General features: G+C 65.3%; 20 protein-coding genes and 1 pseudogene. 11 read left to right on the top strand and 10 right to left on the bottom strand.

The window, feature by feature from the left end; all coding sequences use genetic code 11:
• Positions 1 to 30: 30 nt before the first annotated feature.
• The gene (locus AC1DW9_RS15420) at positions 31 to 1,008 is read left to right on the top strand and encodes a patatin-like phospholipase family protein (protein WP_441491400.1); all 978 of its coding nucleotides are present in this window, start codon (positions 31 to 33) and stop codon (positions 1,006 to 1,008) included.
• 33 nt (positions 1,009 to 1,041) lie between these two features.
• Here the strand turns inward: AC1DW9_RS15420 and AC1DW9_RS15415 are convergent, their stop codons facing one another.
• A complete protein-coding gene (locus AC1DW9_RS15415; protein WP_441491401.1) occupies positions 1,042 to 1,473 on the bottom strand; it encodes a CBS domain-containing protein in 432 nt (143 codons plus the stop codon).
• A 196-nt stretch (positions 1,474 to 1,669) separates the two neighbouring features.
• Complete coding sequence (locus AC1DW9_RS15410; protein WP_441491402.1) at positions 1,670 to 2,491, bottom strand: rhomboid family intramembrane serine protease; 822 nt, start codon at positions 2,489 to 2,491, stop codon at positions 1,670 to 1,672.
• A gap of 439 nt (positions 2,492 to 2,930) precedes the next feature.
• On the opposite strand from AC1DW9_RS15410, the gene AC1DW9_RS15405 reads away from it, so the two are divergent.
• From AC1DW9_RS15405 to AC1DW9_RS15395, 3 genes are all read left to right on the top strand, one after another.
• Positions 2,931 to 3,494, top strand: coding sequence for a PAS domain-containing protein (locus AC1DW9_RS15405; protein WP_441491403.1), 564 nt, complete (start codon positions 2,931 to 2,933; stop codon positions 3,492 to 3,494).
• Positions 3,495 to 3,553: 59 nt separating this feature from the next.
• Entirely contained in the window at positions 3,554 to 4,168 is a 615-nt protein-coding gene (locus AC1DW9_RS15400) for a PilZ domain-containing protein (RefSeq protein ID WP_441491404.1), read from the top strand.
• A 502-nt stretch (positions 4,169 to 4,670) separates the two neighbouring features.
• On the top strand, positions 4,671 to 5,294 hold the full coding sequence (locus AC1DW9_RS15395; protein WP_069880063.1) for a transglutaminase-like cysteine peptidase: 624 nt from the start codon (positions 4,671 to 4,673) through the stop codon (positions 5,292 to 5,294).
• Between the two features lie 264 nt (positions 5,295 to 5,558).
• Here AC1DW9_RS15395 and AC1DW9_RS15390 read toward each other — a convergent pair whose 3' ends face one another.
• Both AC1DW9_RS15390 and AC1DW9_RS15385 read right to left on the bottom strand, forming a co-directional pair.
• Entirely contained in the window at positions 5,559 to 6,089 is a 531-nt protein-coding gene (locus tag AC1DW9_RS15390; protein WP_441491405.1) for a gamma carbonic anhydrase family protein, read from the bottom strand.
• Between the two features lie 58 nt (positions 6,090 to 6,147).
• A complete protein-coding gene (locus AC1DW9_RS15385; protein WP_069882633.1) occupies positions 6,148 to 6,477 on the bottom strand; it encodes a DUF6949 family protein in 330 nt (109 codons plus the stop codon).
• A gap of 184 nt (positions 6,478 to 6,661) precedes the next feature.
• Here AC1DW9_RS15385 and AC1DW9_RS15380 point away from each other — a divergent pair, with 184 nt between their 5' ends.
• On the top strand, positions 6,662 to 7,375 hold the full coding sequence (locus tag AC1DW9_RS15380) for a hypothetical protein (RefSeq protein ID WP_441491406.1): 714 nt from the start codon (positions 6,662 to 6,664) through the stop codon (positions 7,373 to 7,375).
• 14 nt (positions 7,376 to 7,389) lie between these two features.
• On the opposite strand, the gene AC1DW9_RS15375 is transcribed toward AC1DW9_RS15380, so the two are convergent.
• Positions 7,390 to 7,602, bottom strand: a complete 213-nt coding sequence (locus tag AC1DW9_RS15375; protein WP_441491407.1) for a DUF3126 family protein — start codon at positions 7,600 to 7,602, stop codon at positions 7,390 to 7,392.
• A 204-nt stretch (positions 7,603 to 7,806) separates the two neighbouring features.
• On the opposite strand from AC1DW9_RS15375, the gene AC1DW9_RS15370 reads away from it, so the two are divergent.
• Positions 7,807 to 9,183 carry a serine hydrolase domain-containing protein gene (locus AC1DW9_RS15370; RefSeq protein WP_441506160.1) on the top strand — a complete coding sequence of 459 codons (1,377 nt, stop codon included), beginning with the start codon at positions 7,807 to 7,809 and terminating at the stop codon, positions 9,181 to 9,183.
• Positions 9,184 to 9,320: 137 nt separating this feature from the next.
• Here AC1DW9_RS15370 and AC1DW9_RS15365 read toward each other — a convergent pair whose 3' ends face one another.
• Entirely contained in the window at positions 9,321 to 10,643 is a 1,323-nt protein-coding gene (locus AC1DW9_RS15365) for a serine hydroxymethyltransferase (protein WP_441506161.1), read from the bottom strand.
• Between the two features lie 127 nt (positions 10,644 to 10,770).
• Here AC1DW9_RS15365 and AC1DW9_RS15360 point away from each other — a divergent pair, with 127 nt between their 5' ends.
• The gene (locus AC1DW9_RS15360; RefSeq protein WP_476775907.1) at positions 10,771 to 11,673 is read left to right on the top strand and encodes a LysR family transcriptional regulator; all 903 of its coding nucleotides are present in this window, start codon (positions 10,771 to 10,773) and stop codon (positions 11,671 to 11,673) included.
• On the opposite strand, the gene cysE is transcribed toward AC1DW9_RS15360, so the two are convergent.
• Positions 11,664 to 12,512: a serine O-acetyltransferase gene (cysE, locus tag AC1DW9_RS15355; protein ID WP_441491411.1), complete on the bottom strand. Its 849-nt coding sequence runs from the start codon at positions 12,510 to 12,512 to the stop codon at positions 11,664 to 11,666. The genes AC1DW9_RS15360 and cysE overlap by 10 nt on opposite strands.
• Positions 12,513 to 12,696: 184 nt before the next feature.
• Entirely contained in the window at positions 12,697 to 13,464 is a 768-nt protein-coding gene (locus AC1DW9_RS15350; RefSeq protein ID WP_069880057.1) for an alpha/beta fold hydrolase, read from the bottom strand.
• Positions 13,465 to 13,556: 92 nt separating this feature from the next.
• Between AC1DW9_RS15350 and AC1DW9_RS15345 the strand changes: the two genes are divergently transcribed.
• The 4 genes from AC1DW9_RS15345 to AC1DW9_RS15330 all read left to right on the top strand — a co-directional run bounded on the left by AC1DW9_RS15345 (position 13,557) and on the right by AC1DW9_RS15330 (position 16,501).
• Positions 13,557 to 14,522: a heparan-alpha-glucosaminide N-acetyltransferase gene (locus AC1DW9_RS15345; protein ID WP_441506164.1), complete on the top strand. Its 966-nt coding sequence runs from the start codon at positions 13,557 to 13,559 to the stop codon at positions 14,520 to 14,522.
• A 73-nt stretch (positions 14,523 to 14,595) separates the two neighbouring features.
• A complete protein-coding gene (locus AC1DW9_RS15340; RefSeq protein WP_069880056.1) occupies positions 14,596 to 14,847 on the top strand; it encodes a zinc-finger domain-containing protein in 252 nt (83 codons plus the stop codon).
• Between the two features lie 85 nt (positions 14,848 to 14,932).
• Positions 14,933 to 16,120 carry an FAD-dependent monooxygenase gene (locus tag AC1DW9_RS15335; RefSeq protein ID WP_476775906.1) on the top strand — a complete coding sequence of 396 codons (1,188 nt, stop codon included), beginning with the start codon at positions 14,933 to 14,935 and terminating at the stop codon, positions 16,118 to 16,120.
• Positions 16,121 to 16,183: 63 nt separating this feature from the next.
• Complete coding sequence (locus tag AC1DW9_RS15330) at positions 16,184 to 16,501, top strand: hypothetical protein (protein WP_441506166.1); 318 nt, start codon at positions 16,184 to 16,186, stop codon at positions 16,499 to 16,501.
• Between the two features lie 300 nt (positions 16,502 to 16,801).
• Here the strand turns inward: AC1DW9_RS15330 and AC1DW9_RS15325 are convergent.
• Both AC1DW9_RS15325 and AC1DW9_RS15320 read right to left on the bottom strand, forming a co-directional pair.
• A pseudogene (locus tag AC1DW9_RS15325) lies at positions 16,802 to 17,240 on the bottom strand (chromate resistance protein ChrB domain-containing protein); the annotation flags it as partial.
• Positions 17,241 to 17,510: 270 nt separating this feature from the next.
• Positions 17,511 to 18,773 (bottom strand): hemolysin family protein, encoded by a 1,263-nt coding sequence (locus tag AC1DW9_RS15320; RefSeq protein ID WP_441491564.1) that lies wholly within the window; start codon positions 18,771 to 18,773, stop codon positions 17,511 to 17,513.
• Positions 18,774 to 18,814 lie beyond the last annotated feature (41 nt).

Here is an 18,814-nt window from a genome sequence, read left to right as displayed (position 1 = left end):
GCCTTTGGAATGGGCGGCGGCGTGGCCTCTATGAATGACCTTAGTATCGAACCGCTGCTGCGGCGCAGCAGCAGACCAAGGATCGGCCTTGCTCTCGGTGGTGGAGCTGCGCGCGGCTGGGCCCATATCGGCGTAATCGAGGTCCTGACGGAAGCGGGCTTCGCCCCCGATGTCATTGCCGGAACATCGATCGGCGCCGTGGTCGGCGGCTGCTTTTCCGCGGGAAAGCTGCCGGCGCTGACCGAATTCGCGATGGGCCTGACCAAGCGCCGTGTCGTCGGACTGATGGACTTCCACATCGGTGGCGCGGGCCTCATCTCCGGTGGTCGCCTGAAGCGCCTGCTTGAACGCGACCTTGTCGGCATCCGCATCGAGGCCCTGCCGCAGCGCTTCGTCGCAGTGGCGACAGAACTCGGCACGGGCCACGAAATCTGGCTGACCCATGGCCCACTCGTCGAGGCCCTGCGTGCCTCCTACGCGCTGCCCGGCGTCTTCGATCCGGTGAAGCTCGGCGGGCGCTGGTTGATGGACGGCGCCCTGGTCAACCCTGTGCCAGTCACCGCCGCACGCGCGCTTGGCGCCGATGTCGTGATCTGCGTCAACCTCAACAGCGACCTCTCGGGACGCGGCACCACCATCCAGAACCACAGCTCGGATCCGGACCCCGAACCCCTGCCCGAGCTCGACATTCGCCCGACTTCGCGCTGGCTGGACGGCATCAGCGGTGCGGCACGGCGCATGCGCGGCTTCCTTGGCCGCGCCAGCAACGATCAGCCCGGGCTCGCCGGCGTGATGGTCGATGCCTTCAACATCACCCAGGATCGCATCTCGCGCTCGCGGCTGGCCGGCGATCCGCCCGACGTCATGATCGGGCCCAAGCTCGCCAAGGTCGGCCTGTTCGATTTCCATCGGGCCGATGAGGCCATGGAACTCGGCCGCGTCGCCGCACGGCGCGCGCTCGACGAGATCGCGGCCATGGTCGCGAGCAATCACATCGCGGCCGACTGATCCGGGCTGCTCGCTCTGCAGGGCAGACCGGCCTCAGGCCATCGCGATGTAATCCCGCATGGCCCGGCTCTCGGCCTCGATCTCGGCGACACGGTGCTTCACGACGTCCCCGATCGAGACGATCCCCGTGACCCGCCCGTTCTCAAGCACCGGAACATGGCGGAAGCGGCCCACCGTCATCAGCTCCATCAACTCATCAACGCTGGTCTCATGGCGGCAGGTAACGACCTTGGCCGTCATGATCCGCGAGACCGGGCTCTCCAATGCGGCCGTCCCAGTTTCGGCAAGAGCGCGGATGATGTCTCTTTCGGACAGGATTCCGAGCAAGCTGCCGTCGGCGCCAGCGACCACGACTGCGCCGATACGCTTCTCGCCAAGCGTGCGGATTGCCTCGGCGAGCGTACGATGCGGCTGCACCGAGATGACATCGTGCCCCTTGTTACCGAGAATCTGCGCGACGTTCATGAACGCGTTCCTCCTGTTTGGCGCACCATCGCCCTGGCGCGCGAAATCAACGGGAGCGTTGCCCGGCCGATGACGGGTCAAGTCGCCAAAGAGGCCGTCGCAAGCCCTTCGCAGAACCGGGAGTGTGGGCGAAGACCGGGGCGACGGCAAGGCGAATGGCGCGAAGCCGCGGGCAGATTGGCGGCTTCGGGCCCCCTCAGCGCCGTACCGCGCCGCGATCGAGCAGCGGGAACAGCAGCAGTCCGACGAGAAAGCCGCCGATATGCGCCTCCCAGGCAATGCTGGTGTCCTCGCCCAGGATCGGAACCAGCCCGGCGCCGAACAGGAAATTCGTGGCGAACCAGATCACGATGAAGATCAGGGCGCGTGGATTGCGCCAGAGATGCCCGAAAGGTTCCGCAGGAATCGAGCGCACCACGGCGTCATCCGCCAACCCACCAAAGCGCAAGCCAGGTGCGAAGACGAAGCGGATCGCGGCGGCAGTCGCCCCTGAAACGGCCGCCGAGGCGCCAACCAAAGGCAGCACATCGAGATCGCGTGACCACCAGTGCAGCAGAGCGCCGCCGATCGTCGAAAGCGCCATCAGATTGAGAAAGCGCCCGGTTCCGAGGCGACGCGCCACCGGACTGCCGAAGGCCGCAAGCCAGACGACATTTGATAGCAGATGCACCCAGGAGCCGTGCAGCAGACCATAGGTGAGCAAGGTCCAGAGGCGTGGGCCGCCATCGGCAATCAGCAACCGCACAAGCTGCAACCGGTCCGCCAGATCCTGCCCGGCCATCCTTTGCGTCAACTCGGCGAGCATGTCCTGCGCACGGCTGGGGTCGAGCCAGAGGCTCAGCCGTGCCGGCACGAAAGCGAGCCAGGACATCAGGACGAAGTCGTCATATTCCGACAGCACGGAGCGCCCGGCCTGGATCAGCGCGAGTGCGGCGATCAGCCAGACGACGGCGGATGGCAGGTTCAGGATCGGTTCGCGCTCTGGCGGGGCCGACGGGCCGGCAGGAATCTGGGACATGCTACGCAACCCTTGCCGAAGCTGCACCTGCGACGCAAGCCGGCCGATGCTTCCTTTTGCGCGGGCCGAATGAAAAAGGGGAGAGCCACCGGCCCTCCCCCTTCTCGGCTGTGGCCCTGCCGCTGCGCGAAGCATCGGCAGCACGGTCACGCCCCCCATTCACCCCGAATGACCCCAGGGCCCACCTCGCGGCCGGCCCTCGAATTGGCTTGCATTTGATAAGCATTTTAACGGGTTATCCACAATGCTAAGATTTCGTTAACCCTAACGAGCCTGCGCCCGTCGTCCTGTCCGCCCCCCATGGCAAGACGGCATGCCCACTGCGTCTCGCGATTCGGCAGGGACCGAAACGTCCCGCGCTCTGACGAATATGTGTCCTTACGACACGTATTCGGACTTGCGGCGTACGCAGACAGGACAGGATGTCAGAATGAAAAACATGAGCACCCGCCTTGTGTTCGATTACTGGGACGTGCTGCGCGGCGAGCGTTCCGCGCCGGAACGGGGCGAGATCGAGCCAGGTGCGCTGCGTCATGCCCTCGCCGACACGTTCGTTCTCGAGAATGAGCCGATCGGGCCCGTCTTTCGGCTGGCCGGCACGCGGCTCTGTGCGCTCTTCGGCAGCGAACTGCGCGGACGCGCCTTTGCCGCACTCTGGCCGGACGTGGAAGCCCAGGGCGAAATGCGCCGCCTCGTGCAAACCGTGATGGATGAATCCGCCGGCGCCGTCGCTGGCCTCTCGGCCGAGACCATGAACGGCTCTCCGGTCTATCTCGAACTGCTGTTGCTGCCGCTGCGCTATCGCGGTCGGACCCATGCACGCGTTCTCGGGGCGCTCTCGCCCGCCCTGACGCCGGAATGGCTTGGGCTCGACACCTTGGCCTCCATGCGCATGATCTCGCTCCGGATGCTGTGGCCGTCGGCCCATAGCCAGCGTGCGCCTGAACCCGTTGCACGCGTCATGCCGCCAAAATTCCTGGTCCTTCCGGGCGGCAGAAACTGAAGATCTAACGTATCGTTAACCCTCCCGCCGCTAGGGTCGGCCCAAATCAGGCTGATCCGATGCTTAGTGCGCAGCACACCTCCCGTCCGGCCATCCGCCCTGTCGAGCGCAGGCGGCATCAGCGTATGAAGGTCGTGCTGCTCGGACGCTACATGCTTCCGAACCGCATGGAATACCCTTGCCAGACGGTCGACATCTCCCCGGGCGGCCTGCATCTCGTCGCCCCCGCCAAGGCCCATCCCGGCGAGCGGGTCATCGTCTATCTCGAACATCTCGGCCGTATTGAGGGCATTGCCGTCCGCACCACGCTGGAAGGCTTCGCGATGACCATCACCGCGACCAGCCGCAAGCGCGAGAAATTCACCGCCCAGCTGACATGGCTGGCCAATCGCGATGAACTGGGACTGCCGGAGGATCGGCGTCACGAGCGCATCATTCCGCGCAATCCCCGCTCGATGCTGACGCTCGATGACGGTTCGGAGCACGTCGTGCGGGTGATCGACATCTCGTTGTCGGGCGTCGCCTTTTCAACCGAGCAGCAACTACCGATCAACACGCCGGTCAAGATCGGCGGCACGGCAGCCAAGGTCGTCCGCCGGTTCGATGGCGGCTACGCGGCGGAGTTCCGCTTCCCGCTCTCTGCCGATGTGCTCGACGAGAATCTCGAGCTCTGATCCGGGCGGCCCATCGCCCCCTCTCTCTTTCAAGACATCGTCTCATGCATGACGCCCGGGCGTCAGCGTGGTCTGGCTGTTTCGGGACCTAGGCCGGGGTGTCAGCCCGTCGATGTCTCAACGTGCGGCGTCGGGGCGACGCGCTGAAATCCAAGCGCCATGCCGGAGCGCCCCCCACATGGGCTCGTCTACGGATTCCGGCCGTACGCCTCGCCTGAGCGGAGTGTGACATGAGGGACAGCTCGCTGCCCTCAGTCGGGGGCGCGCCTCGTCGCGTTTCCCCACAGCGTTAATGAAACCTGCCCACAACATTCAGACCTGCCACAGTTAACGAATCGAGAACGCAGCGCTCACATTTCTTACTTCGGCATTTGGCGTTGATTTATACTGTCAGATGATCCGAATACGTAGCGCCTGATTACATAAAATTGCTTGTTTCCATTTCAAGCGACATCCATCTGCCTCACGCATCGTCTGCCCCAGGGACAGGAAAGGGGACGACATGCTTTCTATTCATCGGGGTACAGTTCTGGCTGCGCTGATCGCAGTTGCTGGAATTTCATCGGTTCAGGCCCAACAGGTTGCGGCTCTACCGGCCGCCGCCATGCCGATTGCAGCTTCGGGCGATGCCCGGGCGCCTTATGCCTGGACGGATTTCTGCAAGCGCAATCCGGTCGAATGCGCGGTCAATACTCAGGAGCCCGAGCGTGTCGAGATGACGCCAAAGCTCTGGAAGACGATTATTGCTCTCAACAACAAGACAAATCGGGAGATCGAAGCGATCACGGACCAGGACCACTGGGGCGTCGTCGATCGCTGGGACATCCCGACCGACGGCAAGGGCGACTGCGAGGATTACGCCCTGCTCAAGCGCAAGCGTCTTGCCGAAGCCGGTGTGCCCCGTCGCGCCATGTTGATGACCGTCGTGATCGACGAGGAAAATGCCGGCCACGCCGTGCTGATGATCCGTACGGATCGCGGTGATTATGTGCTCGACAACAAGCGCAACGCGATCCTGCCGTGGAGCCAGACCGGCTACGTCTACGTCAAGCGCGAGTCGCAGTATCAGACGGGTTGGACCTCGCTCGGCGGACTCTCGACGCCGACTGTCGCTTCGGCTCGCTGAAGACGAACAAGATTGGCCGCAGCACCAGGCTGCCGCGGCCACATGGACGGCGAGGCTCGGTCACGTCCCCACCCCACCCCGTCCCCAGGCCGGGTTTCGCCATAGGGCCGACGCTTCCCCCCGAGGCGTCGGCCCGTCTCGTTTCCGGCCCTGGCCGGTGCGGTTGGATGATCGGACCAGATATCGTACCCGGACCGAGGATCTGAACTTCTGCGTGTGCGCCGGCCTTCCTGAAAACCGCAATCCGCCCTTCGGGCCGCTGCTTCAGCCGATCTGCTTGAGCCCGACGGCAAACTGCTTCCAGCGCGCGACATAGGCACGGGCCGAGCCTGCAATGCCGGCAATCGCCGCCTCGTCGAGCGTGCGGATGGCGCGGGCGGGAGACCCGACGATCAGCGAGTTCTCCGGAAACTCCTTGCCCTCGGTCACGAGAGCATTGGCGCCGACCAGGCTGTTGCGGCCGATTTTCGCGCCGTTCAGTACCGTCGCGCCCATCCCGATCAGGCTGTTCTCTCCGATGATGCAGCCATGCAGGATCGCCCGGTGGCCGATGGTGCAGCCGGCTCCGACGCGCAGCGGYGAGCCCATATCGGTGTGCAGGACGCAGCCCTCCTGGATATTGCTGCCTTCGCCGATTTCGATCCATTCATTGTCGCCACGCAGCACTGCGCCGAACCAGATTCCGACGCCGGCTGCGAGCTTCACCCTGCCGATCACATGCGCATCGGGCGCAAGCCACCACTGGCCTGCGGCGGGGCATTCGGGGGCAGTCCCGTCGAGCGAATAGAGCGGCATGGGCGGATCATCCTTCTGCAAACCTGCCGCGAGGATTGCAGGTCGGCCGGCCGCCCCGTCAAGCGCCGCCGACGTAATGCAGCAGGTCGAGCACCACGCGCCCCGAGGCGACGCTCCAGAGAGACGCCGCCATGCTCGCCAGCATGACGAAGGCAAAGGGCCGGCCATCGCTGCGGCGGCCCCTCACGGTATTGCGAAGGATGAGAAACGGCGCGCTGAAGACGACGACCGGCACGCTCGCGACCGCGGCCAACCCTCCCGTCTGCAGCAGTTGAAAATCAGCACGCTTCTCGGTGAACAGCTCGAAGGCGCTCGCCATCAGCCCGGCAAAGGCAAAGCCGATGAACAGGGACTGGAGTGCCTCGACGGCAGCGGGTTCGATACGCAACGTCACGGCTCCGGGCGAGAACGCACCTGCACTGTGCCGCATGGTTTACGAAGTGTGAAGAAATCTCGTTAGCGATGGTTAACCCTTGCGCCGCGCGGCAATCCTCGCGCAATCCGCATGGTTTACGGAGCATTAAGGCGCGTCTGATTCAGTCACTGGCACCTGTTATCGAGGTGCTTGGATCTTGACCGCATACGCGCACCATTCGCCCCAACGCGCCGCCGGCCTCACGACCGTGGTCCGCGCACGCCTGAATCGGCCGCCGCCGCCCCTGCCTCGCGCTGACGGCGCGCTCTGGAAGGCGGCCGGCGCGATCCTGCTGGTTGCCGCCGCAGCAACCGGATACGCTCTCTACGGCCATCGCCTGGCGGCAGCTCCTGTGACCCAGCACCAGCCGGCGCGCGTCGGCCAGGTCTCGCTTCTGGTTCCCCAGGATCTGGCCGGCTCCGAACAGGAAGACAGCGAGCGGGTGGTCGGCATGACCCGGCTGCGTCTCGACTGGCCGAGTTTCGGTCCCGTGACCGCCCAAAGCCGACGCAAGCTACTGGTCACGTTGAGCCCGCCCGACAAGGTCAACGAGCCGGCGACACAGCTCTCGGTCTATGCCCGCTTCCTGACTCCGACGGTCTGGTCCAATCCGGGCGGGCTTGTCGTACGCGGGTTCCGCAAGGGCTCACCCTATGAGGGCGACGAGCTCTACGTTTCGGTCCCGGATGGGCGAGGCTTTGCAGCGCGCTGCCCGGTGAACACCGGCCCCGCCCCTCTCGACGAACTCTGCCGCGTCACCTTCCGGCATCGCGGACTTGACGTGAACATCCGCTTCCCGCGCGCCGTCATCGCCGACTGGGAGCTGATGGTCGGCGGCGTCAGGCGCACCATCGATGGGATGATGCGCTGAGCCGCTGATGGCCCTCAGCCTTCGAGATCGACGTCGAGGATCGCCATGGTGAAGTTGAACGAGCGGTCGCCATCCTCGTCGTCGACATGGATGATGCCGATGAACTCTTCACCCAGATAAACCTCGGCGGAATCGGTCTTCTTCATGCGCGCCCGCACGCTGATGCCATGATTGGCGAAGGTGCGCCGAAGATAGGCTTCGAGCTTGGCGAGTTCTGTCTTGTCCACTGGTTGGTCCTTTCAGAGTGGCGGGACGGATGCCATGGCCGGGCTGCGAGGGCAAGCGAAACGCTGTCACGCCCGCGTTCAACCTGAGATCCGGGCCTCGCGCTGCGTCACGCTCGCATGGCAGCGCTTGCTCCTGCATATCTGCCGCCCTCGCGGTGATCGTGCCATGTTCCATCCCCCACATCGCCAATGATGGATTGCCCGATGACGCCCTGGCTGCCCGCTGCCCTGAATTATGTCTCGAGCTGGCTCGAATTCCAGCGCCGCCATCACGATCAGCCGGGCTGCGCCGTGGCCATCGCGAGCGGCCAGAAGATCGTCCTGGAGGCTGCCTTCGGCAGCGCCGACATCGAGACCGGAGAAGCGTTGACGCCGCGCCACGGCTTTCGCATCGCCTCGCATTCCAAGACGTTCACGGCAGCCGGGATCCTGCGACTGGTCGAGGCGGGCCGCATCAGGCTCGATGACAAGGTCGGCAGCTTTGTCACCGGCCTGCATCCTGACGTCGCCGCCGTGACCCTGGCGCAACTGCTCTCGAACAGCGCCGGCCTGACCCGAGATGGCGCCGACAACGGCCAGTTCTTCGACCGCAAGCCCTATCTCAGCAAGGACGAGCTGCTCGCCGATCTCTCGGTTGCGCAGCCCTTTCCGCCCTCGCAGCGCTTCAAATACTCGAACCATGGCTTCGGCCTTCTCGGCCTCGTCATCGAAGCCGTGACGGGCCAGGCCTATCGTGACTGGATTGCCGCCGAGGTCGTCGCACCTGCGCAACTCAGCGAAACCCGCCCTGATATCGGGCTCTGGGCAGACCGCCCCATGGCCAAGGGTCATAGCCCCAGAATGCCTCTTGGGCGCAGGGTGGTCATTCCCGGAGACAACCCCGGACACGCCATGACCTCCGCCGCCGGCTTCGTGGCTACTGCCGCAGACGTCGCGCGTTACTTCGCGCAGCTTTCACCGCAGGCAGAGCGCAGCATCCTGTCTGCGCTCAGTCGCCGCGAGATGAGCCGCCGTCTCTGGCCCGACGACGAAGCCAGTCTTGGCCGCCATTACGGCCTTGGCACGATTTCCGGCGGACATGGCGACTGGAAATGGTTCGGCCATTCCGGTGGTTTCCAGGGCTTCATCACCCGTACCGTCGTCCTGCCGAAGCAGGACCTGACGATCTCGGTCCTGACCAATGCCATTGACGGGTTGGCCCATCAATGGCTCGACGGCATCCTCCACATCGTCCGGACATTTTCCGATGAAGGTGGCCCCTCACCCGAGACCGAAGGCTGGGTTGGGCGCTGGTGGAGCATCTGGGCCTGCGGCGATCTCGTCCCCGTCGGCAACAAGGTGCTCTGCGCCAGCCCGGCCCTCTTCACGCCCTTTCTCGACGCGGGAGAGATCGCGGTCGAGGCTCCTGACCAGGGTCGCCTGAGCAAGGCGTCGGGCTTCAACAGCCCGGGTGAGACAGCACGCCTGGTCCGCGACAGCACCGGCGCAATCGAGTCGATCTGGCTCGGCGGCGCGCATCTCGTCTCCGAGGCTGCGCTGCGCGCCGAGATGCTTGATCGCTATGCGAAGCGCAGCGGCTAGCTCATCGCCCCGGGTCTCGTATCCGGTCCGATGAGCTGATCCTCCGTGTTTGCATCGGTCCGAAACCGCGTTCGACGCTTCGGGCCGGCGCATGAGGTTTCGGCGCCGGTACGCACCTGCCCGCCGGCCGCCACTCGTCAGCGCATGAAGTGCAGCTTCGTGAAGCGGCTGCGCAAGGCCGTGACATCCCGTGCAACGGCCCCGGCGGGCCGAGCTCCGCTCAGACCTTCAGCGATATAGCCGGCGAGCTCCGGCATGTCGGCAGCTGTCATGCCGAAGCGCACGATCTCGGGCGTCCCGAGCCGCAGGCCGTTGACATCGCCTGCGACGGGCGCGATCGGCAGGCCGATCCCGCAACTCAGGATGTTGACCTCGCGCAGCCGTTTCGCGGCCGCCTGCCCGCCGCCGTAGGGGGCCGCCTCGATGGCGAACTGATGCGATGTCGTGATGCCGCGATCGCGCGCGAAGACCGGGACCTGCCGTTCGACAAGGGCATCGGCCAGCGCCTTCGCGGTCTGCGCCATCATCTGCGCATAGGCGCGGCCATGCGCCTTCCAGTCGAGCAGCGTAATGGCGAGAGATGCCGATTTTGCCGCGTCGAAATTGGCGGTCAGACCGGGATAGGCGATGGCATCGAGCTTCCTGGCAAGGTCGGCGTCATTGGTGACGATCAGGCCCGAAGGCGGACCGCCCAGGCTCTTGTAGGTGCTCATCGTCATCAGATGCGCTCCCTCCTGCAGTGGTTGCTGCCAGGCATGGCCGGCGATCATGCCGGACATATGGGCGGCATCGAACAGCACGATCGCTCCGACCTCGTCCGCGATGGCGCGGATCTCGCGGATCGGATGCGCGAACAGGTTGAGGCTGCCGCCGATGCTGATCAGCTTCGGGCGGAGACGCAATGCGTCCTCACGCAGCCTGCCGAGATCGACCGTGTAGTTCAGCGCGTCGACCGGCGCGGGATGGGTGATGACGCCGTAAAGCCCGGCCGCGCCAGCGCCATGATGAGTGACATGCCCGCCGATATCGCCCGGTGGAGCGATGATGCAGTCCCCCGCCTTCGCCACCGCCATGAAGGCATAGAGATTGGCGATGGCACCCGACGGCACCCGGATTTCTGCGTAGCGGGCACCAAAGACCTGTGCCGCGAGCTCCGCGGCAATGATCTCGATCTTCTCGATCGCCTCGAGCCCCATCTCATATTTGTCGCCGGGGTAACCGAGCGAAGGCCGCGCGCCCAGGCCGGCCGAGAGCGCCGCCTCCGCTTTCGGGTTCATGATATTGGTTGCGGGGTTGAGATTGACGCAATCGCGCTCGTGGATCGCGCGGTTCTCCGTCGTCAACGCCTGGATCGACCGCTCGGTCGCATCGAGATCCTGCAGGGCGACGGTCTCGGCGACCGTGAGCACGTAGTCCTCGCTTGCCGCTGGCACCCAGTCGCGCCTGCCCAACGCCGCCATGTCCGTTTCTCCATCCGGTCGAACCGCAACGCGCGGTACGCCGTGATTGGAGCCGTTTGCCGCAGGTGGCGCAAACGAGTTATCGTCGCCGCAAGACAGAGAAAATCTAAGGCTCCGACAGGTCGCCATGCCCGTGACGCCACCACGCCCCCGTCTGCCCCCACTCAACGCGCTACGTGCCTTCGAGGCCGCCGCGCGCTGCGAGAGTTTTGCCAAGGCAGCAGAGGAACTCGGAGTGACGGCTAGCGCGGTGACGCAGCAGATCCGACAGCTGGAGGCAGCGCTCGGGGTCCAGCTGTTCCGGCGGTTGCCACAAGGTGTCGCCTTGACGCCGGCTGCCCGTGCGGCGCTGCCGCGCCTCAGCCGCGGCTTTGATCTGCTGGCATCGTCGATGCTGGAACTGGGCGGAGGGCATGAGAGCCGCACGCTCACCATCGCCGCCCTGCCCTGCATCGCCCAGCTATGGCTCTCACCGCGTCTTGCCGGGCTTCAGCAAGCGTTCCCCGGATTGCAGGTCTCGGTCTCGGCCATGGAGCAACCACCGAACACAAGGCACGAGCTTTGCGACATCGCAATCTTCTATCTTGGGGATGGCAAGGCGGCTCCATCGGCGCTCGTGCTCGACCCTGATGCGATCACACCGGTCTGCTCTCCCGCCGTCGCATCCCGGCTCCAGACCGTTGCCGGCCTCGCTGATGAGACCCTGCTGCACGACGCGGTCTGGCGCGGCGACTGGGCGCGCTGGCTGGCCTCCATCGACGCCGGTGAGAGCGTCGATCCGGCGCGTGGCCCGTCATTCTCGCTCTACAGCGTCGCGCTCGATGCTGCGCTGTCGGGTGCTGGCGTGCTGATGGGCCGGCTCAGCCTGCTCCAGCCCTATCTTGCCGATGGTCGGCTGGTCGCGCCGCTTGGACCTGCGTTGACGACACCGGACCGGATGACCCTGCTGTTGCCGGCACAAGGTCACCCCCGCCGCCAGGAGGTCGCGGATTGGCTGCAGGCGTCAGGACGGATTGGTGCTCAGATGTGAGCGCCGCAGTCGCCGGCGAGAATCTGATCCATGGAGCGCGACGGCTCGGCGCAGCCCGCTTCCCCGACTACCTTTGCGGGTACGCCGGCAACGGTGGTGTTGCGCGGCACCGCAGTCAGCACGACTGAACCGGCTGCGACACGGGCGCATTTGCCGACTTCGATATTGCCGAGGATCTTGGCGCCGGCGCCGATCAGGACCCCCTTGCGGATCTTCGGATGGCGGTCGCCGCTCTCCTTGCCGGTGCCGCCCAGCGTCACGTCCTGCAGCATCGAGACGTCATCCTCGATCACAGTCGTTTCGCCGACCACGAGGCCCGTTGCATGGTCGAGGAAAATGCCCTTGCCGATGCGCGCCGCGGGATTGATGTCGGTCTGGAATACTTCGGAGGAACGGCTCTGCAGATAAAGCGCGAAATCGCGACGCCCCTGGTTGAGCAGCCAATGCGCCAGCCGGTGGCCCTGCAGGGCGTGGAAGCCCTTGAAGAACAGCACGGGCTCGATCAGCCGCTTGCAGGCCGGGTCACGGTCGAGCACCGCAAGAACATCGGCGCGCATGCCCTGGGCGATCTCGGGGTCGGCAGCGATGGCCTCGGCAAAGGCCTGCTCGATCAGATCCGCCCCGAGAGCGGGATGCGCGAGCCGCGCCGCCACGCGATGGCCGACCACCGCCTCGAAACTCGGCTGGTTGAGAATCGACGACAGAATCAGGCTGCCCAGCGCTGGCTCGATGCCGAGCGCCTGTTCGGCCTCGCGCCGCAGCCGAGTCCAAACCGGATCGACCCTGTCGAGCCCGGTGACCGGGTGGCGCGATTCTACGACGGAGCGCCCTGACGGCATGATCGTTCTCCGGAATACGGTGTGTTTCAGAACCGCACTCTAGCACGGCGCCATGCTGCAATGCCAAACAAGAACGCTGCCTTGCCCTGCCTGGACCGCAGGGAAACCGGCATCAAACCTGGGATATCCGCCCCAAACCGTTGCATCCGCCGGCATGTCATCGCGGGGCGATGAAATCGTCGGCTCAGAGCCATCTGAGGAAATCGAGCACGGCCTGCTTGTGGGTCTTGTCCCCAACTGCGAGGTTGTGATCGCGCCCCTCGATCGCGAAAGCCTCCGCATTCGGAATGAGAGCCGCGAGTTCCTGCCCGGAGCCCGCGACATCGTCCTTGGTTCCGACGCTGACCAGGGTCGGCATCGCGATGCGGCCGACCTCGTCTGGCGTGAGCGTCTGCCGCGACCCGCGAATGCAGGCTGCGAGTGCCTTGAGATCGCTCTTGTTGGCGTCCGCAAAGGCACGGAACATCCGCTGCATCGGGTCGCTCAGGACATCGAGCGAGGGAGCCTCCATCGCATCCGCAATGCCGAGCGGCAGGCCGACGCCCTCGACAAGATGAATGCCGAGCCCGCCGAGCAGCAGCGAACGCAGGCGCTGCGGATGGGCAAGCGCGAGATGGGCCGAGATGCGCGCGCCCATCGAATAACCCATCACGTCCGCCCGCGCGATCTCGAGGTGATCCATCAGGCGGCGCACATCCTCCGCCATGATGTGCGAGGAATAGGCCTCCGGCTCATGCGGTTTGTCGCTCTGGCCGTGGCCGCGATTGTCGAGCGCAACGACACGGTAACCCGCATGGGTCAATGTCTTCGTCCACTGCGTATTGACCCAGTTGACCATGTGGCTGGAGGCAAAGCCATGGACCAGGATGATGCTCTCGCCGCGCGGCGCGTCATTGGTCGGGGCGAGGTCGATGAAGGCGAGATTGACGCCGTCCGAGGAGAATTTCTGCATGGCACGTCGCGGAAGCTGCGGGGGGTCTTCACCTGCCATGCAGGAGCGACTTTGTGTAGCTGTGTTTCCGCCGCTTGCCTATGAAGGCTGATATGAGCCACGCTGAGACGGCCCCGACATCGTCGCTTCCACGCCGCCGGATCGACCTTGTCGATCTTGCCCGCGGCCTCGCTCTGCTGGCGATGTTCGTCTACCACTTCGCCTATGATCTTTCCCATTTTGACCTGATTGCAACCGATGTCCCCGCCCATCCCGGCTGGAGCGCCTTCGCGCGCCTGATCGCAGGGTCCTTCCTGACCATCGTCGGCTTCAGCCTGGTGCTGGCGACGCGCAGGGGCGTGAACCTGTCCGCCTATTTCCGCCGGCTGGCCATGGTCGTAGGCGCCGCGGCGCTGGTCACGATCGCGACCTGGTTCGCCATGCCGGAGAGCTTCATCTACTTCGGCATCCTCCACAATATCGCGCTCTCCAGCGTGCTCGCCCTGCCCTTCCTGCGACTGCCGGCCGCTGTCCTGCTCCTGTTCAGCGCCCTGTTATTCGCGCTGCCACTGCTTCCTGCGCCGCAAATGCTCGATCAACCCTGGCTGCTCTGGCTCGGCTTCGCTCATGTCTCCGGGGCAACCGCCGATTTCGTACCGATCGTGCCCTGGTTCGGATGCGTGCTGGCAGGCATGGCTCTCGGAAAGATGGCGCTCGCCAGGCAGGGAAGCTGGAGCCACTGGCAGGCGCGCTCGCTGCCGGCCCGCGTCATCGCCTGGGGCGGGCGGCACAGCCTCAGCGTCTACCTGCTGCACCAGCCGATCTTCATCGGAGTGCTGCTCATCGTCATGCGGCTGGCCGTCGGCCCCGAGCAGGAAGCGCGCCCGTTTCTGATCTCCTGCCTGCGCAGCTGTGTCAGCGCCGAAACCTCGCTGCAAGTGTGCGAGAAGGCCTGCAATTGCGCGATCGATGGCCTCAAGCGCGACGGACTCTGGCAAAAAGTCCTGTCAAACACGCTCACCCGGGAGGAAAGCGCGCGCACCGGATCGATTGCAGGTGCCTGCTTCCGGGCGCCCTGAGGCGCTTGCGCACACTGGCGCGGGCCGGCGTGACGGGTTAGAGGTGGGGCAAATCAACGCAAGAGCATGATCCATGGCCGATACGGGCATCCCGCATTTCCATAACCAGCCCGGCGTTGCCGTCATTCATGTCGGCGCGAAGGAATTCATGTGCATCGGGGCCAAGCCGCCCTTCGATCACCCGCATGTTTTCCTCGACATGGGCTCAGACGGCGAGATCATCTGCCCTTATTGCTCGACCTTGTTCAAATACGAGCCCTCGCTGTCGGCAGGCGCCTGCACGCCGCCGGAATGCGCCCATCACGAGGCAGCCAAGGCAGCGTGACGGGCGCCGGCGTTCAAGGCGCCCGCCGCTTCCGATCGCGACCGGTCGTTCCGGTTTCTGGCGCATCCGATTGCCGAAGACAGCCGTGTCCGCTCCCCATATCCTGATCGCCGGCTCCGGCATCGGCGGACTTACAGCCGCCATTGCACTCGCGCGGCGCGGCTTCTCCGTGACGGTCGCGGAAAAGCGCACCGGCTTCGGGGAAACCGGTGCCGGCATCCAGCTTTCGCCAAATGCCGGGCATGTTCTCGAAGCTCTCGATCTCGGCCTCGCCGTCAAGCGCGCCTCTGTGGTTGCCGAACGCCTCGTTGTGCGACGCTGGCAGGATGGCTCTCCGCTGGCAGAAATGCCGATGACCGCCGCCGGCTCCGGAACACCCTTCCGCACCATACGCCGAACCGACCTGCACACTCTGCTGCTCGACGCCGCCCGTTCCCTGCGCGGCATCCGGCTCATCGTCGGCCGCGGCCTGCGCGACATCGCCCAGAACGCGGACGGCATCACCGCGACGCTCGCGACCGAAGCCGGCCAGTTGGAGACCATTTCGGCACTGGCGCTGGTCGGCGCCGACGGGCTCTGGTCGCGCAGCCGCGAACTCATCGGTGATAACGCTCCGCCGGTCTTCACCGGCTATGAGGCCTGGCGGACCCTGGTACCCAACGCCGGCGGCCGCGCCGCGCCCGGCGTCGTGACCCTGCATCTCGGCCCGGGCCGCCATGCCGTGCATTACCCTGTCTCCGGTGGTCGCGAGACCAATCTCGTCGTCATTCGCGAAGCGAAGGAGGCCCGTGAGGGTTGGTCCCGCGACGGTGAGCCCGGGCAACTCGCCGCTCATCTCACCAAGGCCGAGCCCGTGCTGCACAAGCTTGCGACAGCGGCGCCCCGCTGGCTGGTCTGGTCGCTCTTCGACCGGCCGCCCGCAGCGATGGCACAGGGGCGCATCGCCTTGCTCGGCGATGCCGCCCATCCGGTCCTGCCCTTCATGGCGCAGGGTGCCGCGCTGGCGATCGAGGATGCCGGCGTCCTGACGCAGGAACTGACGGTTCATCTCCAGCAGGGCGGCGCCGCAGCGCTACCGGCGGCGCTCGCGGCCTATGCGACAGCCCGGCAGGACCGTGCCCGGCGCGTCCAGGCCACGAGCCGCAGCAACGGTCGGGCCTATCATTTGGAATGGCCCTGGACTATCGCGCGCAACTTCGCAATGCGCCGCCTTGGGCCCGATGGCATGCGCCATCGTCTCGATTGGCTCTACGATTGGCGATTGCAAGCCTAGGGCATCTCGCCTTCGCCGCATTCACTTCCTATCTCTCATGTGGAACCATCGGATGGAGACCACATGATCCGCGTCAATCTCTACGAGCAGCTCGCCGGCCAGAGGACTCGCATGCCGCGCTGGGCCTCCTGGCTGACCGTGGCAGCAAGCCTCGTTCTTGGCGTGACGCTGTTCCTCCTCGCAGCGAGCCTCGCCCTGATCCTCATTCCCGTCGTGCTTGCTGCCGGCGCGATCGCGGCCTGGCGCCTGAAGAGCAAGCTGAAGGCTGCCGGGTTCGACCAGCGCGATCCGTTCGCTCCGGTCCGTCCGGGTGCTGCGCGCGTCGAGGTCATCGATGCCGAGTACCGCATCATCGAGCCTGGCGAGCAGCCGCGGCGCTGACACGATCGCCATGCGTCCGACCGGATGCATGGCGGCGAACGATCGCTTTGCGTAGCATCGGATGTCTCCGAAACGTGGTTTCCACTCTTCGGCGCGATGCTCTGGCCCCCCAGAAGGATAGCCTCTACAGCAGGAGGCCCGCAGCCGCGCAGGCGGCAAGCGTCGGGATCATCCCGACCTTGAAGCGCAGCATTGCAATCATCGCGGCCAGGCCCACACCCTCGTTGCTTCACCGAGCGTCGGCATGCCCGCCACTGCTGGCACCGCCTTGTCCGTCGCTGCGATCGTCATGGCCGCCGCTCAGGTCCTACTCGTCGGGGACGGCCAGTTATGGGTTTCTTCGGTTGCATCCCGGCACCAGCGATAGAAAGGCGTGATAGAGCAGCATACCGGCATCGCGTTGTGCCAGATCGTCATTGAACATGCGCGATAGCCCCAGCGAGGCAGCCAGGAAACCGGCGGATTCCGGCACCAGGTCGAGCCGCGCCGTATCGGCGGCGCGCACGATCGTGGCGAGACGACCCAGCACCGCCGAGGCGAGGCCAAACTCCTCCAGCATGATGTCAAAGCTGCAACGCTCGCCGCGATCACTCCAGAATACGCCGTCGATATCGAAGGGAACGGCCTGGAAGCGATCGGCCACCGCCACGCCCCGAAGGGGCCACGAACAGGATCACCGCTTTCGGAGCGACGAAGCGACGAATCAGCCCGGGGGGCACGCGATGCGGTCGGCCTTTGGGACGTGAGCGCGTCACGCAGACGATCGCCTGGGCATCGGGCAGACCGATGAGCCGGTACAAGGGGGATGTGGCGATCTGTGTGCTGGAAGACGCGAGCGTCCATCCCCGAATGAGGAAAACAGACGCGATCCTTGGGCTGACGCCTCACGGGGTCGTCGCGAAAAACCCCTAGGCCGGGATCAGACCACGGCTACTCCGGCAGGATCAATTGCGATTTCGAGCTGGCTGCCCTTGCACCGGACATGCCGGTGCAAGGGCAAAGGGCGTGCTCAATCCAGCCGGCTCACCAGCACCTTGTCGATGCGGCGCCCGTCGAGATCGACCACCTCGAAGCGCCAATGCCCCTTCTCGAAGAACTCTCCGACATTGGGCAGATGGTTGAGTTCGGCCAGGATGAAGCCGGCGACCGTCTGGAAATCGGCATCGCGCGGAATGTGGATGCCGAGTTCGTGCGAGAACTCGTCCACCTGCATCCAGCCTGCAACGAGATAGGAGCCGTCGGCACGCGTGACGATCGGCGGCTCGTCCTCGTCCTCCTCCTGGAAGACGCCGGTGATCGCCTCCAGCACGTCGCCGGGTGTGATGATGCCTTCGAAATGGCCGTACTCGTCGAAGACCAGCGCCATGTGGACGCGCGAGGACTTGATCTCCCGCAGCACCAGCAGGGCGTTGGCGGTGTCCATCACCACGGGTGCTTCCTGCACCAGGGCGCGCAGATCCTCGGTGCTGCCGGCGGACAGGAAATCGACCATATCCTTGACCACAATGACGCCGACGATCGCGTCCGACTCGCCGTCCTGAACCGGGAGCCGGGAGCGTTTGGAGGCACGAACCTGCGCGCGGATCTCCTCAGCTGTATCGGAGAGATCGATGACCTCGACCTCGCGGCGCGGCGTCATCAGCGCACGGGCGGAGCGATCGGCAAGGCGCATCACACCCGAGATCATCTCGCGTTCGTCGCGCTCCAGCACGCCGGCTGTTTCGGCCTCGGCAATGATGGTGCGGACCTCTTCCTCGGTCACCCTTTCTTCCGACTCGCCCTTCTGGCCGAGCAGCGCCAGCACGGTCTTGCCGGAGAGGTCGAGCAGGAAAACCAACGGCGCACCGATGCGCGACAGCAGGGACATCATCGGCGCAACGCGCGCCGCCACCCGCTCGGGGTCGCGCAACGCGATCTGCTTCGGCACCAGTTCGCCGACGATCAGCGAGAGATAGGTAATGGCAACGACGACCGTCCCGACGCCAAGACCATCGGCGACACGATTGGAGAACCCTTGCCCTATCAACCATTCCGACAGACGCGCACCCAGCGTCGCACCGGAGAAGGCACCGGACAGGACACCGACCAGCGTGATGCCGATCTGCACCGTCGAAAGGAACCGGCCGGGATGCTCCGCGAGGCGTATCGCCGTCGCTGCACCCTTGCTGCCTTGATCGCTGAGAACCTTGAGCCGCGCCGGACGGGAGGAGACCACTGCGAGTTCGGACATGGCGAGAAGACCGTTAATGACGGTCAACGCGACGACAATCAGGATCTCGGTTAACAAAACCCGCCCGCAGCATGCAGGGCCGC

This window comes from Allobosea sp. P4_E12 (assembly GCF_056401655.1).
Note: the sequence above shows the minus strand (reverse complement) of the source record. Positions and strands in the feature narration are given on the sequence as shown.

Bases quoted from the DNA above. Each gene is read 5' to 3' on its own strand.
- AC1DW9_RS15330 (WP_441506166.1), top strand. From the start codon at position 16,184: ATGATCCGCGTCAATCTCTACGAGCAGCTCGCCGGCCAGAGGACTCGC.
- AC1DW9_RS15410 (WP_441491402.1), bottom strand. From the start codon at position 2,491: ATGTCCCAGATTCCTGCCGGCCCGTCGGCCCCGCCAGAGCGCGAACCG.
- AC1DW9_RS15340 (WP_069880056.1), top strand. From the start codon at position 14,596: ATGGCCGATACGGGCATCCCGCATTTCCATAACCAGCCCGGCGTTGCC.
- AC1DW9_RS15400 (WP_441491404.1), top strand. From the start codon at position 3,554: ATGCTTAGTGCGCAGCACACCTCCCGTCCGGCCATCCGCCCTGTCGAG.
- AC1DW9_RS15350 (WP_069880057.1), bottom strand. From the start codon at position 13,464: ATGCAGAAATTCTCCTCGGACGGCGTCAATCTCGCCTTCATCGACCTC.
- cysE (WP_441491411.1), bottom strand. From the start codon at position 12,512: ATGCCGTCAGGGCGCTCCGTCGTAGAATCGCGCCACCCGGTCACCGGG.
- AC1DW9_RS15420 (WP_441491400.1), top strand. From the start codon at position 31: ATGAATGACCTTAGTATCGAACCGCTGCTGCGGCGCAGCAGCAGACCA.
- AC1DW9_RS15415 (WP_441491401.1), bottom strand. From the start codon at position 1,473: ATGAACGTCGCGCAGATTCTCGGTAACAAGGGGCACGATGTCATCTCG.
- AC1DW9_RS15370 (WP_441506160.1), top strand. From the start codon at position 7,807: ATGACGCCCTGGCTGCCCGCTGCCCTGAATTATGTCTCGAGCTGGCTC.
- AC1DW9_RS15345 (WP_441506164.1), top strand. From the start codon at position 13,557: ATGAGCCACGCTGAGACGGCCCCGACATCGTCGCTTCCACGCCGCCGG.
- AC1DW9_RS15360 (WP_476775907.1), top strand. From the start codon at position 10,771: ATGCCCGTGACGCCACCACGCCCCCGTCTGCCCCCACTCAACGCGCTA.
- AC1DW9_RS15405 (WP_441491403.1), top strand. From the start codon at position 2,931: ATGAGCACCCGCCTTGTGTTCGATTACTGGGACGTGCTGCGCGGCGAG.
- AC1DW9_RS15365 (WP_441506161.1), bottom strand. From the start codon at position 10,643: ATGGCGGCGTTGGGCAGGCGCGACTGGGTGCCAGCGGCAAGCGAGGAC.
- AC1DW9_RS15395 (WP_069880063.1), top strand. From the start codon at position 4,671: ATGCTTTCTATTCATCGGGGTACAGTTCTGGCTGCGCTGATCGCAGTT.